Genomic DNA, 18,026 nt, shown 5'->3' on the forward strand with positions numbered 1-18,026 from the left:
CTCGCCCGGTGTCCTGCTCATGTCCCGCACGGGGCGGGACGGGGAGGGCCCCGCTCCCCTGGTGGGGAGCGGGGCCCGGATCGGCCGGGGTCAGACCCGCGGCTTCTCCTTCATCTCGATCGTCTCGATCTCGTCGCCGATCTGGATGTCGTTGAACTTGCCGAGGCCGATGCCCGCCTCGAAGTCCGTGCGGACCTCGGACACGTCGTCCTTGAACCGGCGCAGCGACTCGATGGCCAGGTTGTCGCCCACCACCACGCCGTCGCGGATGACCCGCGCCTTGGCGTTCCTGGTGATGGTGCCCGAGCGGACGATGACACCCGCGATGTTGCCGAACTTGGAGGAGCGGAACACCTCGCGGATCTCGGCGACGCCGGACTGGACCTCCTCGAACTCGGGCTTGAGCATGCCCGTGAGGCTCGACTCGATCTCCTCGAGCGCCGAGTAGATGACGCTGTAGAAGCGGATGTCGACGCCCTCGCGAGCCGCGCGGGCGCGGGCCTTCGGGTCGGGACGGACGTTGAACCCGATGATGATCGCGTTGTCGATCGTCGCCAGGTTGACGTCGCTCTCGGTGACCGCTCCGACGCCGCGGTGGATGATCCGTAGCTGCACGGAGTCGTCCACCTCGATCTTCATGAGTGACTCCTCCAGCGCCTCGACGGCACCGGACACGTCGCCCTTGATGATGAGGTTGAGCGACTCGACCTTGCCCTCCTCCAGCGCACGCGTGAAGTCCTCGAGGCTGATGCGCTTGCGGGCCTTGGCCAGCTGCGCGTTGCGCTCGACGGCCTCGCGCTTCTCGGCGATCTGACGGGCGGTGCGGTCCTCCTCGGTGACGAGGAAGGTGTCGCCCGCGCCGGGGACCGACGAGAGGCCCTGGACCTGGACGGGCCGCGAGGGGTAGGCCTCGTGGACCGCGTCGCCGTTCTCGTCCATCATCGCCCGGACGCGGCCGTAGGCCGTGCCCGCCACGATGGCGTCGCCCACGCGGAGCGTGCCCGACTGGATGAGGACGGTCGCGACCGCACCGCGGCCCTTGTCGAGGCGGGCCTCGATGGCCACGCCGCGCGCGTCCTTGTTCGGGTTGCTGCGCAGGTCGAGCCCGGCGTCGGCGGTGAGCAGGACGGCCTCGAGGAGGTCCTCCACGCCCTTGCCGGTGAGCGCCGAGACGTCGACGAACATGACGTCTCCGCCGTACTCCTCGGCGACCAGGCCGTACTCGGTGAGCTGCTGGCGCACCTTGGCGGGGTTGGCCCCCTCCTTGTCGACCTTGTTGACCGCGACCACGATCGGCACGTTCGCCGCCTGGGCGTGGTTCAGGGCCTCCACCGTCTGCGGCATGATGCCGTCGTCGGCCGCGACCACGAGGATCGCGATGTCGGTGACCTGCGCACCACGGGCGCGCATGGCGGTGAACGCCTCGTGGCCCGGGGTGTCGATGAAGGTGATGGCGCGCTCGTAGCCCTCATGCGGCGCCCAGACCTGGTACGCGCCGATGTGCTGCGTGATGCCGCCCGCTTCGCCCTCGATGACGTTGGCGTTGCGGATGGCGTCGAGCAGGCGCGTCTTTCCGTGGTCGACGTGGCCCATGACGGTGACGACGGGGGGCCGGATCTCCAGCACGTCGTCGTCCTCGTCCTCGAGCTCCTGGTCGAGGTCGATGTCGAAGCCCTCGAGCAGCTCGCGGTCCTCGTCCTCCGGGGAGACGACCTGGATCTTGTAGCCGAGCTCCGTGCCGAGCACCTCGAAGGTGGCCTCGTCGAGCGACTCGGTCGCCGTGGCCATCTCACCGAGGTGGAACAGCACGGTCACCAGGTTGCCGGGGCTCGCGTCGATCTTGTCGGCGAAGTCCGAGATGGACGCGCCGCGACGCAGGCGGACGACCGTGTTGCCGTCGCCGCGGGGGACGCTGACGCCACCCAGCGACGGGGCCTCGCGCAGCTCGAACTCGGCCCTCTTCGTCCGCTTCGACTTGCGCGACTTGCTCTTGCCGCCGCCGCGTCCGAAGGCACCCGCGGTGCCGCCGCCGGGGCCGCGACCACGGCCGCCGCCACCGGGACGACCGGCGAAGCCGCCGGCCGGACGCTGGAAGCCGCCGGCTGCCGGGGCGCCGGGGCGTCCCGCTCCACCGGGTGCTCCGCCGGGACGACCCGCACCGGCGGGACGCTGGCCGAAGCCGGCCGGGCGTGCGCCCTGGCCGACGCCGCCGGGACGCGGGGCGCCGGGGCGGGGGGATCCGGGACGGGGAGCGGCCGGACGGGGGCCTGCGGCTCCCGCGGCGGGGCGCTGGCCCATGCCCTGGTTGCTCGCGAACGGGTTGTTGCCCGGGCGGGGCTTGGTGCCCATGCCCTGGTTGCTCGCGAAGGGGTTGTTGCCGGGGCGCGGGGCCGCCGGACGCGGGATCCCGGGACGCGGGATGCCGTTCGAGGGGGCCGGCGTGCTGCCGGCGTCCGGGCGCGGGGCGCTCGGGGTCTCGGCGGCCGGGGCCTCGGGGGCGGCGGACGCGGCCGACTTCTCGGCCTGCGCCTTCTCCTCTGCGGCGGCCTTGCGGCTCGCCTCGGCCTGGGCCTGGCGCTCCGCGACGGTCAGCGGCTTCGCCGGGACCGGGACGTCGGACGCCTCGGGGGCCTCCGGCTCGGGAGCGGCCGTGGGCTGCGGGCCGGGGGTGGGACGGCCGCCGGGCTTCGGAGCCGACGAACGGGCGCCGGGCCGCGGGGCGGACGACGGCGTCGCGGCGGGTGCCGCGGCCTGTCCGGTGAGGCCGGCTGCCTCGAGCGCCGCCTTGAGCTTGCGGGCCACGGGGGGCTCGATGCTCGACGACGGTCCCTTGACGAACTCGCCCATCTCCTTGAGCTTGGCGAGTGCGGTCTTGCTGTCGACGCCGATCTCGGCGGCGATCTCGTGTACGCGTGGTTTTGCCACTGTTCTCCTGTCTGGGGGTCCACTCCCAGGCAGGAGGGGACCGCTAGTGCTGGACGGATCTCATTTCGAGCCGCTCATTAGTTGTCCATGTGCCGTTCAGCCTGTTCTCTCGGATGCTCGCGCGCTCGGCTGGGCCGCGAGCCGCTCTCGTAGTCCCCCAAGAGCTGCGGGGTCGAGCGCCGCTTCGCTCCGCAGGGCCCGCCCGAAGGCACGCCGCGCGATCGCTCTGTCGATGCACTCGATGGTCGGATGGATCCACGCACCCCTGCCGGTCATCACCGCGCGCTCGTCGATGACGAGGGAGCGGGTGAGGGGATCGGCGACGATCCGCAGAAGAGCGGACCTCGGGGCACGCCGACGACAGCCGACGCACGTTCTTACCGGATCCATACTACCCCCTCCGTCCGGCGGCGGGGAGGCCGGGTCCCGGCGGGCGGCGCTCAGTCGTCGCCCTCGAGGATCGAGTCGGGCTGGATGTCGATCTTCGCGCCCGTGAGCTTGGCGGCGAGGCGGGCGTTCTGGCCCTCCTTGCCGATGGCGAGCGACAGCTGGTAGTCGGGCACGAGCGCGCGCACGGCCTTGGTCGCCTGGTCGATGACGAAGGAGCTCGTGACCCGGGCGGGCGAGAGCGCGTTGCCGACGAAGACGGGCAGCGACTCGGAGTAGTCGACGATGTCGATCTTCTCGTCGTTCAGCTCCGCCGTGACCGCGCGGACGCGCTGCCCCAGCTCGCCGATGCACGCGCCCTTGGCGTTGATGCCCGGCTCGGTCGCGCGGACGGCGATCTTGGTGCGGTGGCCGGCCTCGCGGGCGAGCGACACGATCTCGACGAGACCCTGCGCGATCTCCGGCACCTCGAGAGCGAACAGCTTGCGGACGAGCGACGGGTGCGTGCGGGAGACCGTGATCTGCGGGCCCTTCGCGCCGCGGGAGACGCTCGTGACGTAGACGCGCAGGCGCGAGCCGTGCACGTACTTCTCGCCGGGCACCTGCTCCTCGGGCGGGAGGATCGCCTCGATCGTGCCGAGGTCGACGTGGATCATGCGCGGGTTCGGCCCCTGCTGGATGACGCCCGCGACGATGTCGCCCTCGCGGCCCTTGAACTCGCCGAGGATGCGGTCGTCGCCGATGTCGCGCAGCCGCTGGTTGATGACCTGCTTGGCCGCGAAGGCGGCGATGCGGCCGAAGTCGCTCGGGCTGTCCTCGGACTCGCCGATGACGAGGCCGTCCTCGTCGAGCTCGGGGACGTGCACGGACACGTGGCCGGACTTCCGGTCCAGGTGCACGCGCGCGGGGGGCACGCCGTCGGCGACGGGCTTGGCGTCGGCCTGGTCGGTGTGCTTGAGGTAGGCGGTGAGGATGGCCTGCTCGATGATCGAGACGAGCTCCTCGAACGGGATCTCGCGCTCGCGCTCCATCAGGCGCAAGACGCTCAGGTCGATGTCCACGGTGCGACTCCTCTATTCGGTTGGAAACACTCGAGGCTACCCGACCGGGAGCGGTCGGGCAGCCTCGAGCGGGGGCGCGGTGCGGATCAGCGGTCGGCGGTGAGCGCCCCGACGACCTCGGTGAGCGCGATCGGCGTGCGCTCGTTCGTGCGGCGGTCCCAGAGCTCGGCCATGCCGTCGGCGGCGCCGCGGCCGACGATGACGATGGTGGGCACGCCGATGAGCTCCGCGTCGCCGAACTTCACGCCGGGCGAGACCTTGGGGCGGTCGTCGAAGAGCACGTCGAGGCCGGCGGCGTCGAGCGCGTCGACGAGCGCCTCGCTCGCCGTCTTCACGCCCTCGTCCTTGCCGGTCATCACCACGTGCACGTCGAACGGGCTGATGGACGCGGGCCAGAGGAGGCCGCGGCCGTCCTGCGTGGCCTCGGCGACGAGCGCCAGGTTGCGCGTGATGCCGATGCCGTACGAGCCCATCGTGACCGTGACGAGCTTGCCGTTCTCGTCGAGCACCTTGAGGCCGAGGGCCTCCGCGTACATGCGGCCGAGCTCGAAGACGTGGCCGATCTCGGTGCCGCGGCCCGCGGTGATGGGGCCGGATCCGTCGGGCGCGGGATCGCCGTCGCGCACGTCGGCCGCCTCGACCACGCCGTCGGGCGTGAAGTCGCGGCCGGCGACGAGCGAGAGCACGTGCTTCCCGGCGACGTTGGCGCCCGTGATCCACGAGGTGCCGTCGACCACGCGGGGGTCGACCATGTAGCGCACCTTCGTGCTCGACGTGGATCCGAGCACGGGTCCCTCGGGTGACCACGGGCCGATGTAGCCCGTGACGAGGCCGGGCTGCTTCGCGAGGTCGGCGCCGGTGGCGGGCTCGACCTCGGCGGGGAAGAAGGCCACCTCGGCGCGCTTGAGGTCGATGTCGCGGTCGCCGGGGATCCCGACGACGACGAGCTCGCGCGTGCCGTCGAGGTGGGTGAGCGCCAGGACGATGTTCTTCAGGGTGTCCGCGGCGGTCCAGGCGCGGCCGTCCTCGCGGGGCTCCTGCGCGTTCGCGAGGTCGACGAGGCTGGCGATGGTGGGGGTGTCGGGCGAGTCGAAGACGCGCGCGGCGGGCTGGCCCTCGATGGGGATCGCCTCCGGCACGAGCGTCGTGAACGCCTCGACGTTCGCCGCGTAGCCGCCGGGCGACCGCACGAAGGTGTCCTCGCCGATGGGCGTGGGGTGCAGGAACTCCTCGCTCTTGGATCCGCCCATGGCGCCCGCGTCGGCGGCGACGATGACGTACTCGAGGCCGAGGCGCTGGAAGATCCGCTCGTAGGCGTCGCGCTGGGCCTGGTAGCTGACGGCGAGGCCGGCGTCGGTGTGGTCGAAGGAGTAGGCGTCCTTCATCGTGAACTCGCGGCCGCGGAGGATGCCGGCGCGGGGGCGGGCCTCGTCGCGGTACTTGTCCTGGATCTGGTAGATCGACAGGGGCAGGTCCTTGTAGCTCGAGTAGAGGTCCTTCACGAGCAGCGCGAAGAACTCCTCGTGCGTGGGGGCCAGCACCATGGGCGCGCGCTTGCGGTCCTCGAGGCGGAACATCCCGGGGCCGTACTCGTCGTAGCGGCCGGTGGCCTGGTACGGCTCGGCGGGCAGGAGCGCGGGGAAGTGCACCTCCTGGGCGCCGATGCGCTCCATCTCCTCGCGGACGATGGCCTCGACCTTGTTCTTGACGCGGAGGCCGAGCGGCAGCCAGGCGAAGATGCCGGGGGCCTGGCGGCGGATGTAGCCGGCGCGCACGAGGAGGCGGTGGCTGGCCACCTCGGCGTCGACGGGGTCTTCCCGGAGGGTGCGGACGAAGAGCTTCGAGAGGCGTGTGGACACCCGACACAGCCTAGCGATCCGGGCGCGTCGCTCCGGCGCGGCGCCTGCTGCGGCTCCGGCGTCGGCTCAGCGGCGCGCGTCGGCGCCGGTCGCGTAGGAGAGGCGGAGGCGCTCGAAGCCCTCGTCGAGGGAGACCGCCGGGGTCCAGCCGAGCGCCCGGCGGGTCTCGCGCTGGTCGAACCAGTGCGCGGTGGAGAGCTGCTCGGCGAGGAAGCGCGTCATGGGCGGCTCGTCGGATCCGGGGCGCACGGCCCAGACGCGCTCGACCGCTCCCCCGGCGGCGCGCGCGAGGGCGGCGGGCACGCGCAGCCGCGGCGCGGGCACCCCGGCGGCGCGGCACATGCCGGCGAGCAGCTCGGCGACGGGACGCGGCTCGCCGTTGGTGACGACGTAGGCGCGGCCGTGCGCGGTGTCGGCGGCGTCGAGGGCCGCGACGATCGCGTCGGCGGCGTTGTCGCGGTACACGGTGTCGATGAGGGCCGCGCCGTGGCCGAGGAGCGGGAGGCGGCCTCGGGCGGCGCGGTCGACGATGCGGGCGACGAGCTGCGTGTCGCCCGGGCCCCAGACGAGGTGCGGGCGGACGGCGAGGACGCGCATCCCGGGGTCGTCGGCGGCCAGGGCGATGAGCTCGCCCTCGGCCTTGGTGCGGGCGTAGTCGCCGTGGGCGCGGACGGGATCCGCGGGGCCCGCGCCGTCGCCGACGATGGAGAGGCCCGTGTGCGCGACGGAGGGCGAGGAGACGTGGACGAACCGCGAGACGCCGGCCGCGCGCGCGGCGCCGAGGAGCGAGCCCGTGCCCTCGACGTTCACGGCGCGGAAGTCGCCGGGGTCGCCCGCGAGCGAGACCTTGGCGGCGAGGTGCACGACGGCGTCGACGCCGGTCACCGCGCGGGTGACCGCGGCCGGATCCGTGACGCTGCCGCGCAGGTCGACCACGCCGCCCGCGACGGGCTCGGTGCCGCTCGACGCGAGGCCGGACGGCTGGCGCTGGAAGGTGCGCACCGCATGGCCCGCCGCGGCGAGGCGCTCGGCGACGGCCCGGCCGAGCATGCCGCTCGCGCCCGTGACGAGGACGATCACGGCGCGCTCACCCGGCCGCCCGCGAGGATCCCCGCGGCCCAGCGGCCGAGGCGCGCGCGGTCGACCTTGGAGTTGTGGCGGACGTCGGTCGGCAGCACGGGGACGACGATCACGGCGGCGACCGGGACCCCGACCGCGGCGCGCACGGCGGCCGCGAGGTCCGGATCCGCGAGCCCGACGCGGCGCGCGGCGGGCACGGTCTCGATCACGAGGACGAGCTGCTGCACGCCCGCGGGCCCGACGCCCACGGCGGCGGCGCGGCCGACGCCCGGCGCCGACTCGGCGCGCTGCTCGGGGCCGACGGGCGTGAGCACGCCGTCGGCGGTGGTGATCACGTGCGGCATGCGGCCCTCGACCCACAGGGCGCCCGTCGCGTCGAGGTGGCCGACGTCGCCCGTGCGGTGGCGGCGGATACCGTCGGCGGAGTCGCGGCGCGCGGCCCGGTCGGTGACGTGCAGGCGGTCGTACCGGTCGTGCACGTGCGGTGCGGCGACGACGATCTCGCCCGTGACGCCGGGCTCGTCCGTGAGCGCGCCGGTCGCGGCGCCGTCGGCGTCGAGCGGGCTGATGCGGATCGCCACCGGGTCGACGGGCGCGCCGACGCAGACGCCGGCGTCGCCGCGGAGGGCCGCCGCGCGGATCCCCGCGAGCGTGACGTCGGTGAGCAGCAGCCCCTCGGTCATGCCGTACGGCGTGTGGACCTCGGCGGCGGGCACGAGCGCGGCGGCGCGCGTGAGCAGCGCCTCCGACAGCGGCGCGCCCGCGGACAGCAGCGAGCGGGCGCGACCGAGCGCGGCGCGGTCGTCGGCGGTGAGGGCGTCGGCCGTGGCGACCACGTTGGCGAGCGCGGCGGGCGACGCGAAGACGACCGTGGCGTCGGCGGCGCGGGCCGCGGCGGCGAGGGCGGACGCGGTCAGGTCGCGCGGGCGGGTCACGTCCATGTCCGGCGTGACGCTCGTGGCGCCGAGCGCGGGGCCGAGGAGCGCGAACGGCGCGAACCCGGCGACGAGGCCCGTCCCGACGCCCACGTCGAAGCGCGCGCCCAGGGTGTCGCGGAGGGCCGCGAGCTGCCGGTGCGTGTAGACGACGCCCTTGGCGGGTCCCGTGGATCCCGAGGTGAACAGGATCGCGGCGTCGTCGTCGGCCGCGGGCTCGGCCGGCAGGACCTGGTCGCGGCCGTCGCGGGCGATCTCGGGCAGGCTCGCGGCGACACCGAGCGCGCGGGCGACGGGCGGCGCGAGGGTCGTGACGGAGATCCGCTCCCCCGGCCAGCCCAGCGCCCGCGCGAGCGCGAGGCCCGCGGGGATGCCGACGACCATGTCGGGGCGGGATCCCGCGACCGCGCGCCCGAGGCCCTTCACGCCGAGACCCGCGTCGGCGACCACGACGATCGCGCCGATGCGCAGGCACGCGTAGAGGAGGGCCGTGAGGTCGGCGCCGGGCGGCACGAGGAGCGAGACGCGGTCGCCCGCGCGGAGGCCGCGGGCATGGAGGCCCGCGGCGATCTCGCGGACGCGGCGGGACAGCAGGCGCCAGGAGACCGTGCGGGGACCGGTGCCGCCGCGGGGCGCCATCTCGACGAGCACGGGGGCGTCGCTGTCGCGCAGCTCCTCGAGCAGGGCACCGAGCGGGCGGACCGGTGCGGCGGACGCGGCAGGAGCAGCCGCGACAGGCGCGGATCCCGGCGCGACGCGGTCGGCCAGCCAGTCGAGCGCGGCGGACGCGTAGTCGTGGTCCTCGGCGACGAGGTGCCCGGCGCCCTCGACGCGGTGCACGTCGGCGTGCGGCAGGCGCTCGAGGAGGTCGGAGAGGTAGACGTCGCTGAAGATCGGGTCGCGCGGGCCCCAGACGAACAGGGCCGGCAGGTCGAGGTCGCGGAGGCCCTCGGAGATGGACGTGAGCGTCGCGTGGCTGGGGTGCGCGGGGCCGACGGGGATGTCGGCGACGAAGCCGCGGATCCCCGCACGGCGGTCGGCGCCCCGGTACGGCGCGGCGAACGCGCGGCGCACGGCCGGGTCGAGCGGCGGGTGCGCGAGCGCGAGCGTGGTGGCGAGGAAGCCGGGCGTGCCGCGCGTGGCGGCGTCGTGGATCCCCGTGGCGAGCGCGAGCCGCAGCGGCCACGGGATGGGCACGCCCTCCTCCTGGTGCACGGCCGTGTTGAGCGCCATGACCCCGGCGAGCACGTCGCGGTTGCGGAGCGCCCAGCCGAGGCTGATCACGCCGCCCCAGTCGTGGCCGAGCGTGACGACGGGCCCCGAGGCGCCGGATCCCGACAGCCCCAGCTCGTCGGTGAGCGCCTGCAGGTCGTCTAGTCGCACGGGCAGCGTGCGCTCCGTGCCCGTGCGCTCGGAGAAGCCCATGTCGAGCTGGTCGACGGCGACCACGCGCCAGGCCGGTGCCGACGGATCCCGCTCGGCGCGCGCCAGCGACTCCGCCGCGATGCGCCGCCACAGGTAGGACCAGGTCGGGTTGCCGTGCACGCAGAGGATCGTGCCGGCGACGGGAGCGCCGGTCGCGGCCAGCCGCTCCCCCGTGTCGAGGAGGTGCCAGCCGTGGCCGCCCGCCCGGACGACGCGCGACCACGCGGGATCGAGGCCGGGGAGCGGCCGCCCGTCGGCGCCGGGGACGGGGACGGTCGCCGGGGTGACCGCGGCCGATGCGCTCACGGCGCGGCTACCAGAGGATCTCGGTCATGGCCGTGTTGAGGCCGGAGCCCACGCCCATGCAGAGCACGCGGTCGCCGCGGCTGAGGCTGTCGGCCTGGTCGGCGAGCGTGATGGGGATGCTCGCGGGGCCGACGTTGCCGTAGCGCGGGTACGTCAGCGGCACGCGCGACTTGTCGAGCTTGGCCGCCTTGACGATGGCGTTCGTGTGCACGTCGGAGACCTGGTGGAGGATGTAGCGGTCCATGTCCGACCACTCCCAGTCGTCCTGGGCGGCTTCCTTCCACGCGTCGACGACGAGCTCCATGCCGCCGCGGAGGAGCTCCTTGGTGTCGGTGAACATGCCGTCCACGTCGCCGATGCAGAGCTCGTGGTGCTGGGTGGCCGCACGCGTGACGCCGCCGAGGATCCGGTGCCCCTCCGGGTGGTCGCTCGTGCGCCCGAGCACGGCCGCCGCGGCGCCCGCGCCCAGCGTGAGGCTCGGGAACTCGCTGAGGAAGTCGGCGCGCGTGGTCTCCGGGCGGAGCAGGCGGGCGACCGTGTTGTGGCGGATCTCGCCGGCGTCCTCGCCGTCGACGATCATCGCGTAGTCGATCTGGCCCGAGTCGATGAGGTGGCCCGCGAGCGTCATGGCGTTGACGAAGCCGAGGCACGCGTTGGCGATGTCGAAGTTCAGGGCGGACGACGGGAGCCCGAGGCCGTTGTGGATGCTGACCGCGACGCTCGGCTCGAGGTGCGCGCGCGTGACGGACGTGTTGATGAGGAGCCCGATCTGCGACGGCTGGACACCCGCCTGCGCGAGGGCCTTGCGTCCCGCCTCGGTCGCGGCGGCGTCGAAGGACATCGACTTGTCCCAGTTGCGGCGCTCGAGCACGCCCGCGACGCGCTGCAGCAGGCCCGTGGGGAGGCGGAGCCGGGCGAGCACGGGCTTCAGGCGGTCGTCGATCTCGACGGAGGTGACCGTGTGCGGCGCGAGGACGCTGGCGAGGCCCAGCAGGGAGGTGTTCCGATGCCGGAAAGTGGCGTTACCGTTCAACAGCATCCTCAGTTCGTGGGGCGGTCCGCCGGGCGGACGACTAGCAGAGCCTACGCGCAGACGGCGCGCGCGGACGCGCCGCCGCCGGGCAGGCGGGTGGGTAAGGGGTGGAGCTAGACCAGGATCTCGGGGCTGCCGATGGATCCCGCGGGCATCTCCGCGGCGAGGCGGTTCGCCTCCTCGATGAGGGTCTGGACGATCTCGGCCTCGGGCACGGTCTTGATGACCTCGCCCTTCACGAAGATCTGCCCGCGGCCGTTGCCGGACGCGACGCCGAGCTCGGCCTCGCGGGCCTCGCCGGGTCCGTTGACGACGCAGCCCATGACCGCGACGCGCAGCGGCACGTTGACGTGCTTGAGGCCCTCGGTGACCTGCTCGGCGAGCGAGTAGACGTCGACCTGGGCGCGGCCGCAGCTCGGGCAGGAGACGATCTCGAGCTTGCGCTCGCGGAGGTTGAGCGACTGCAGGATCTGCAGGCCCACCTTCACCTCCTCGGCCGGGGGCGCGGAGAGGGAGACGCGGATGGTGTCGCCGATGCCCTCGGAGAGCAGGATCCCGAACGCGGTCGCGCTCTTGATCGTGCCCTGGAAGGCGGGGCCGGCCTCGGTGACGCCGAGGTGGAGGGGCCAGTCGCCGCGCTCGGCGAGGAGGCGGTAGGCCTTGACCATGATGACCGGGTCGTTGTGCTTGACCGAGATCTTGAAGTCGTGGAAGTCGTGCTCCTCGAAGAGGCTCGCCTCCCAGACGGCGGACTCGACGAGCGCCTCGGGCGTGGCCTTGCCGTACTTCTGCAGGAGGCTCGGGTGCAGGGATCCGGCGTTGACCCCGATGCGGATCGAGGTGCCCGCGGCCTTGGCGGCCTTCGCGATGGCGCCGACCTGGTCGTCGAACTTGCGGATGTTGCCCGGGTTCACGCGCACCGCGCCCACGCCGGCGTCGATGGCCGTGAAGACGTAGCGCGGCTGGAAGTGGATGTCCGCGATGATCGGGATCTGGCTCTTCTTCGCCAGGATGTGCAGCACATCCGCGTCGTCCTGGTGCGGCACCGCGACGCGCACGATGTCGCAGCCGGTGGCCGTGAGCTCGGCGATCTGCTGGAGCGTGGCGTTGATGTTGGTCGTCTGCGTGGTCGTCATCGACTGGACGCTGACCTGGGCGTCGCCGCCCACCTTCACCTTGCCGACGCTGATCTGACGGGTCTTGCGACGGGGCGCGAGGACCTCAGGGACCTTCGGCATTCCGAGATTGACTGCTGGCACGGACAAGAGCCTACGTCCGATTCCTGCGCGCCCGGTGCGTCGGGGGCGCGGGCGGCGCGACGGGCGGTCAGGTCAGGCGGACGGGGTTGACGAGGTCGGCGAAGATCAGCAGCGCGCTCATGGCGCCGAAGAGGATCACGACCACGAAGGTCAGGGGCATGAGCTTCGCGACGTCGACCGGGCCGGGATCGCGGCGGCCGAACGCCTTGGCGAGGAAGCGGCGCACGCCCTCCACGACCGCGCCGAGCACGTGCCCGCCGTCGAGCGGCAGGAGCGGCAGGAGGTTGATCATGCCGAGCGCCACGTTGAGGGAGGCGACCAGGCCGATCATCGCGGAGGCGCGCGACGCGACCGGCGTCTCGTCGAGGCTCGCGATCTCGCCCGCCACGCGGCCGACGCCGACCACGCTCATGGGTCCGTTGGGGTCGCGCTCGCCGCCGCCGAACGCCGCGCGGCCGACGTCGACCAGGCGCTGCGGGAGGTTGAGGATGAGGTTGCCGACGGCGGCCATGTTCTCGCCCGTGGTCGTGAACGCGGCCGAGAGCGGCTGCTGCTGCACGGCCTGCGTGGGGCTGAAGCCGATGAGTCCGACCTCGCGCGTGACCGGGTTCCCCTGCTCGTCGACCTCGGGGGCGCCGCGGGATCCGGGGACGGCCTGCTCCGTGAGCACGGGCGTGATGGCGAGCGTCTGCCGGGCGCCGTCGCGCTCCACGACGACGTCGAGCTCCTTGCCGGCGGACACCTGGACCGTGCTCGTGACCTGGTCCCACGCGGTGATCGGCGTGCCGTCGATGCTCACGATCGTGTCGCCGGGCTGGAGGCCCGCCGCGGCGCCGGGGGCCGCGGGAGCGCCGGCGGGGCAGGTGGCGGGGTCGGCCGACGCGGTGGATCCGGCGGGCACGATGCACGCGTTCACCTGGCCGACGGTCGTGGTGGGCGTCGTGACGCCGAAGCCGCAGAGGACGACGGCGAAGAGCACGATCGCGAGCAGGAAGTTCATGGCCGGGCCGCCGAGCATGATGACCATGCGCTTGAGCACGGGCAGCTTGTAGAAGGCGCGGTCCTCCTCGTCGCCGACGCTCTCGGCGCTCGCCTGGCGGGCGTCCTGCACGAGGAGGTCGAAGAAGCCGCGGCCGGCGCGGTCGTCGGCGTCGGGGGCGGGCGGGGATCCGCCGTCGGCCGCGGCGCCGCGACGGGCGTCGGGGCCGACCAGCTGCGCGATGCCCGTGCTGCTCGTGCCGGCGCGCGAGCTCTGCGGCGGGAACATGCCGATCATGGAGATGTAGCCGCCCAGCGGGATGGCCTTGACCCCGTACTCGGTCTCGCCCTTCCGGCGGCTGAGGATCGTCGGCCCGAAGCCGATCATGTACTGCGTGACGCGCACGCCGAAGGCCTTCGCGGGCACCAGGTGACCGACCTCGTGCAGTCCGATGGACACGGCGACGCCGACCACGATGATGAGCACCCCGAGGATGTAGAGGAAGACGCCGTCCATGGTGGGAGAGGCTACCCGCCGCACCCTGGGCGGACGCCGCCGTGGCGCGGATCCGGCGGGCACGCCCGTCGGGCACGCGCGGCGGGCACGCGGGGCGGGGCGGGGCGGCCGGGTGCCGCGCAGGAGCGCCGCACTACGCTGGGATCCCTGACGAGAGGTGCCCCCATGCCCGGAGAACGGACCGACGGCCTCGCCGGCACGCTGCTGGCCGGCCGGTACCGCATCAGCGGCCTGCTCGGACGCGGCGGCATGGCCACCGTGTACCGCGCCGCGGACGAGACGCTCGGCCGCGAGGTCGCGGTCAAGGTCTTCGCGACCGACTCGGCCGACCCGGGCGAGGTCGAGCGCCAGGAGGGCGAGGTGCGTATGCTCGCGGGCCTCAGCCACCCCGGCCTCGTGACGCTGTTCGACGTGGGCGACGACGTGGTCGCCGACCGCGTGCTCGCCTTCATCGTGATGGAGATCGTCGACGGCACCACGCTCGCCGACCGCATGAAGGAGGGGCCGCTGCCCGGGCCCGAGGTCGCGCGCATCGGCGGGATCCTCGCGGACGCGCTCGGCTACATCCACCGCCGCGGCGTCGTGCACCGGGACGTGAAGCCCGCCAACGTGCTGCTCGCGACGCCCGAGGACGACGAGCCGGCCGCCGCGAAGCTCACCGACTTCGGCATCGCCCGGCTCGTCGACGGCACGCGCCTCACCTCGACCGGATCCATCGTCGGCACCGTCAGCTACCTGAGCCCCGAGCAGGCGCTCGGCGAGGAGGTCGGCGCGCCGACCGACGTGTACGCGCTCGGCCTCGTGCTCCTCGAGTGCCTCACCGGACGCCGCACCTTCCCGGGCACGGCCGCCGAGTCGACCATGGCGCGCGTGGTGCGCGACCCGGAGATCCCCGCCCGACTCGGGACCGCCTGGGTGGACCTCCTCTCCCGCATGACCCGGCGCGACCCCGCCTCCCGGCCGACCGCGCGCGAGGTCGCGGCGGAGCTGCGGACCGGACGCGCCCCCACGTCCACGGTCGACGAGCCGACCGCCTCCTCGACGCGCGTGCTGCCCGCCGCAGGTGCCGCCGCGTTCGGCGCCGCGGGTGCCGCCGGTGCCGGTGGATTCGCGGATCCGGACGCCCGGACGGAGCGGTTCGGCGCCGCGCAGGCGCCCGCCGTCGGCTACGACGCCCCGACCGCCCGGAACGCGCCCGCGGATCCCGTCGGGGCCGCCCCGGCGGACCGCGACCCCGCGAAGCGGCGCGGCAGCCGCGCCCTCAGCATCGCGGTCGTCTCCGTGCTGATCGCCGCGGCCGCCGTGGTCGGCGTCGTGACCGTCAACGCCATGCAGGACCGCGACACCTCGTACCCGTCCGTCCCCGGACCCCTCGGCGCCAGCCTCGAGGAGCTGCAGAAGAGCGTGGAGGACGCCCCGTGATCCGCACATCCACCCGCACCGCCTCGCCCACGCGCCGCACGCTCCGCGCACGCGCCGCCGCCGGCCTCGCGGTCGCCACCACGACGGTCCTGCTGCTCGCGGGCTGCGCCGGATCCTCCACCCCGGAGGATCGCGCGCTCGACGACCTGCAGCAGCGCACGCTGTCGGTGACGCAGTCGTCGGCCGACGGCGACTACGCCAAGGCGCTCGCCCAGCTCGAGGAGCTGCGGGCTGCCGTCGAGGCCGACCTGGCCGACGCGTCCATCGACCAGGCCCGCCACGACGAGGTCATCGCACGCATCGACGCCGTCCGCGCGCAGCTGGAGGCCGCACGCGACGCCGCGGGGTCCACGCCGACGCCCACGCCCACGCCCTCGAAGAGCCCCTCGCCGACGCCCACGCCCTCGCGCACGCCGGCTCCCTCGCCGACGCCGACGCCCACGCCCACCCGCACGCCGGCCCCGTCCCCCACGCCGACTCCGAGCCCCACCCAGGGCGAGGGCGGCGGAGCGGGGAACGGTTCGGGGAACGGGAACGGGAACGGCGGGTCCGGGAATCCGGGCAACGGGAACGGCAACGGCGGTTCGGGGAACGGCTGAGCTGCGAACGGCTGAGCCGGGGTACGGCTGAGCTGCGGCGCGATCCCGGCGGCGATCCGCTGCGGCGCGCTGCGCGGGGCCGCGCGTCGCCGGGATCGGCAGGCGTCCGACCTCGCGGTCAGACCCCCAGCACGCGGTCGGCCTCGGCGCGCGCCCAGCGCTCCGCCTCGGCGAGCGACTCGCGGGTGAGCGGGCCGGACGCGGGCTCGTGGGCGTCGACGACCCGGCGGATCGTGTCGACGATGTCGAGGAAGCCGGCGCGTCCCGCGTGGAAGGCCTGCACGGCCTGCTCGTTCGCGGCGTTGTAGACGGCCGGGTACGTGGATCCGGCCGCGCCGACCTGCTTGGCCAGGAGGACGGCGGGGAACGCGTCGTCGTCGAGCGGCGCGAAGGTCCAGGTCGCGGCACGGGTCCAGTCGATGGGGACGCCCACGTCGTGCATGCGGTGCGGCCAGTTGAGCCCGAGCGCGATGGGGAGGCGCATGTCCGGCGGCGACGCCTGCGCGAGCGTGGACCCGTCGATGAACTCGACCATGGAGTGCACGAGCGACTGCGGGTGGACGACCACGTCGATCCGCTCGTAGGGCACGTCGAAGAGCAGGTGCGCCTCGATGACCTCGAGGCCCTTGTTGACGAGCGTGGACGAGTTCGTCGTGATGACGAGGCCCATGTCCCAGGTGGGGTGCGCGAGAGCCTCGCGCGGCGTCACGTGCTCGAGCTCCGCGCGGGTGCGGCCGCGGAACGGACCGCCGGACGCGGTCACGACGAGGCGCCGGACCTCCTCCGGCGTGCCGCCGCGGAGCGCCTGCGCGATGGCGGAGTGCTCCGAGTCGACGGGGACGAGCTGGCCCGGCCGCGCGAGGGAGCGCACCAGCTCGCCGCCGACGATGAGCGACTCCTTGTTGGCGAGGGCGAGCGTGCGGCCCTCCTCCAGCGCGGCGAGCGTGGGGCCGAGCCCGACGGATCCGGTGATGCCGTTGAGCACCACGTCGGCGTCGACCGAGCGGATGAGCTGCTCCGCCTCGTCGGCGCCGAGCGCCGTGTGCTCGACGCCCGCGACGCGCGCCTGCTCGGCGAGCGCCTCGCGCTTGCTGCCGGCACCGAGCCCGACCACCTCGAACAGCTCGGGGTGGCGCGCGATGACCTCGAGGGCCTGCACGCCGATGGAGCCCGTTGATCCGAGGACGATGACGCGGCGCACGGCTGCTCCTACTGGGCCGGGGCGGACTGGGTGCCGAGGATGTCGACGACGAACACGATGGTGTCGGTGCCGCCGATGTCGTCGCCCTGGCCCTTGTCGCCGTAGCCGTCGGCGGGCGGGATGATCGCGATGACCTGCGAGCCCACCTTCTGGCCGACGAGCGCCTTCGTGAAGCCGGGGATGACGCCGCTCGTCTGGAACGAGACGGGCTTGGCGCCCTTGTCCCAGCTCGAGTCGAAGACCTTCTTGGTGTTCCAGTTGATGCCCGTGTACTGCACGGTGACGTTGGCGCCGTCGGTGACCTCGGCGCCGTCGCCGACCTTGAGGTTCGCGATCTTCGTCTCGGCGGGCGGGGCCGCGTCCGGGATGGTGATGGTGGGCGCGCCGTTGTCCGCCAGCGTGACCGCCGGGAACCCGTCGGGCGCCGGCTGGTCGGCGCCGTCGGCGCGCGTGGGGACCTGGCTCAGCACGTCGACCACGATGACGATGGGGTCGTCGGCGCCGAGGCCGAGCTGCGAGGCCTGGTCGGCGGCGAAGCCGTCGGCTGCGGGCACGACCGCGACGACGCGGCTGCCGACCGTGGTGCACTCGACCGCGCGGACGACGCCGGGGACGAGCGCGCTGTCGTCGAGGGTGGCGGGGAGCGGGGCGTCCGCGTTGTAGGCGAGCTGCGAGATGGCCTCGCCCGTCTTGCCGTTGTAGGCGGCGAGCGCGATGTTCGCGGTGGAGCCCGCGCCGACCTCGTCGCCGTCACCCTCGGTGACGACGGTGCGCTCGGTCGTGTCGGCCGTGAGCGGACCGTCGACCGTGACGTCGGGGGCCTTGCCGAAGTCGCCGGAGACCTTGACGGACTTCGAGGCGTCGCCCGACGGGGTGTCGATGCAGCTGGCTCCCGCGGTGCGTGCGCCGGCCGTCGGGCTCGCGGACGGATCCGCGTTCGGCGCGCCGCTGCCGGAGCAGGCGGACAGCGCCAGGACGGCGGCCGCGGCCAGGGTGAGGGGGATGCGTCGCTTCACGGGAGTCGCTTTCATCGGCGCGC

13 protein-coding genes are annotated in these 18,026 nt (G+C 74.0%); 2 read left to right on the forward strand and 11 right to left on the reverse strand.

Going from position 1 to position 18,026, the window contains the following annotated elements; genetic code table 11:
• Positions 1-90 precede the first annotated feature (90 nt).
• The 9 genes from infB to ACMT9T_RS13745 form a co-directional block, all read right to left on the reverse strand.
• Positions 91-2,925, reverse strand: coding sequence for a translation initiation factor IF-2 (infB, locus tag ACMT9T_RS13705; RefSeq protein ID WP_414746071.1), 2,835 nt, complete (start codon positions 2,923-2,925; stop codon positions 91-93).
• 96 nt (positions 2,926-3,021) lie between these two features.
• Positions 3,022-3,315 (reverse strand): YlxR family protein, encoded by a 294-nt coding sequence (locus ACMT9T_RS13710; protein WP_414746072.1) that lies wholly within the window; start codon positions 3,313-3,315, stop codon positions 3,022-3,024.
• A 50-nt stretch (positions 3,316-3,365) separates the two neighbouring features.
• Positions 3,366-4,373 carry a transcription termination factor NusA gene (nusA, locus tag ACMT9T_RS13715; RefSeq protein WP_045528674.1) on the reverse strand — a complete coding sequence of 336 codons (1,008 nt, stop codon included), beginning with the start codon at positions 4,371-4,373 and terminating at the stop codon, positions 3,366-3,368.
• An 86-nt stretch (positions 4,374-4,459) separates the two neighbouring features.
• Complete coding sequence (locus ACMT9T_RS13720) at positions 4,460-6,232, reverse strand: proline--tRNA ligase (protein WP_414746073.1); 1,773 nt, start codon at positions 6,230-6,232, stop codon at positions 4,460-4,462.
• Positions 6,233-6,298: 66 nt separating this feature from the next.
• Complete coding sequence (locus tag ACMT9T_RS13725) at positions 6,299-7,312, reverse strand: NAD-dependent epimerase/dehydratase family protein (RefSeq protein WP_414746074.1); 1,014 nt, start codon at positions 7,310-7,312, stop codon at positions 6,299-6,301.
• A complete protein-coding gene (locus ACMT9T_RS13730) occupies positions 7,309-9,978 on the reverse strand; it encodes an alpha/beta fold hydrolase (protein WP_414746075.1) in 2,670 nt (889 codons plus the stop codon). The genes ACMT9T_RS13725 and ACMT9T_RS13730 overlap by 4 nt, the downstream gene beginning before the upstream one ends.
• 7 nt (positions 9,979-9,985) lie before the next feature.
• The gene (locus ACMT9T_RS13735) at positions 9,986-11,017 is read right to left on the reverse strand and encodes a 3-oxoacyl-ACP synthase III (RefSeq protein ID WP_116056052.1); all 1,032 of its coding nucleotides are present in this window, start codon (positions 11,015-11,017) and stop codon (positions 9,986-9,988) included.
• Positions 11,018-11,124: 107 nt separating this feature from the next.
• Positions 11,125-12,270, reverse strand: coding sequence for a flavodoxin-dependent (E)-4-hydroxy-3-methylbut-2-enyl-diphosphate synthase (gene ispG, locus ACMT9T_RS13740; RefSeq protein ID WP_172403766.1), 1,146 nt, complete (start codon positions 12,268-12,270; stop codon positions 11,125-11,127).
• Between the two features lie 67 nt (positions 12,271-12,337).
• Positions 12,338-13,765 carry a M50 family metallopeptidase gene (locus ACMT9T_RS13745; protein ID WP_414746076.1) on the reverse strand — a complete coding sequence of 476 codons (1,428 nt, stop codon included), beginning with the start codon at positions 13,763-13,765 and terminating at the stop codon, positions 12,338-12,340.
• 165 nt (positions 13,766-13,930) lie between these two features.
• Here ACMT9T_RS13745 and ACMT9T_RS13750 point away from each other — a divergent pair, with 165 nt between their 5' ends.
• Complete coding sequence (locus ACMT9T_RS13750; RefSeq protein ID WP_414746077.1) at positions 13,931-15,187, forward strand: serine/threonine-protein kinase; 1,257 nt, start codon at positions 13,931-13,933, stop codon at positions 15,185-15,187.
• A complete protein-coding gene (locus tag ACMT9T_RS13755; protein ID WP_414746078.1) occupies positions 15,184-15,786 on the forward strand; it encodes a hypothetical protein in 603 nt (200 codons plus the stop codon). Before ACMT9T_RS13750 ends, ACMT9T_RS13755 begins: the two co-directional genes overlap by 4 nt.
• A 118-nt stretch (positions 15,787-15,904) precedes the next feature.
• Here the strand turns inward: ACMT9T_RS13755 and ACMT9T_RS13760 are convergent, their stop codons facing one another.
• Positions 15,905-16,987 carry a 1-deoxy-D-xylulose-5-phosphate reductoisomerase gene (locus ACMT9T_RS13760; protein WP_414746079.1) on the reverse strand — a complete coding sequence of 361 codons (1,083 nt, stop codon included), beginning with the start codon at positions 16,985-16,987 and terminating at the stop codon, positions 15,905-15,907.
• Positions 16,988-16,995: 8 nt separating this feature from the next.
• Positions 16,996-18,003, reverse strand: coding sequence for an FKBP-type peptidyl-prolyl cis-trans isomerase (locus ACMT9T_RS13765; RefSeq protein ID WP_414746080.1), 1,008 nt, complete (start codon positions 18,001-18,003; stop codon positions 16,996-16,998).
• Positions 18,004-18,026 lie beyond the last annotated feature (23 nt).

This window comes from Clavibacter vidaverae, from assembly GCF_047529985.1.
GTDB lineage: Bacteria > Actinomycetota > Actinomycetes > Actinomycetales > Microbacteriaceae > Clavibacter > Clavibacter nebraskensis_A.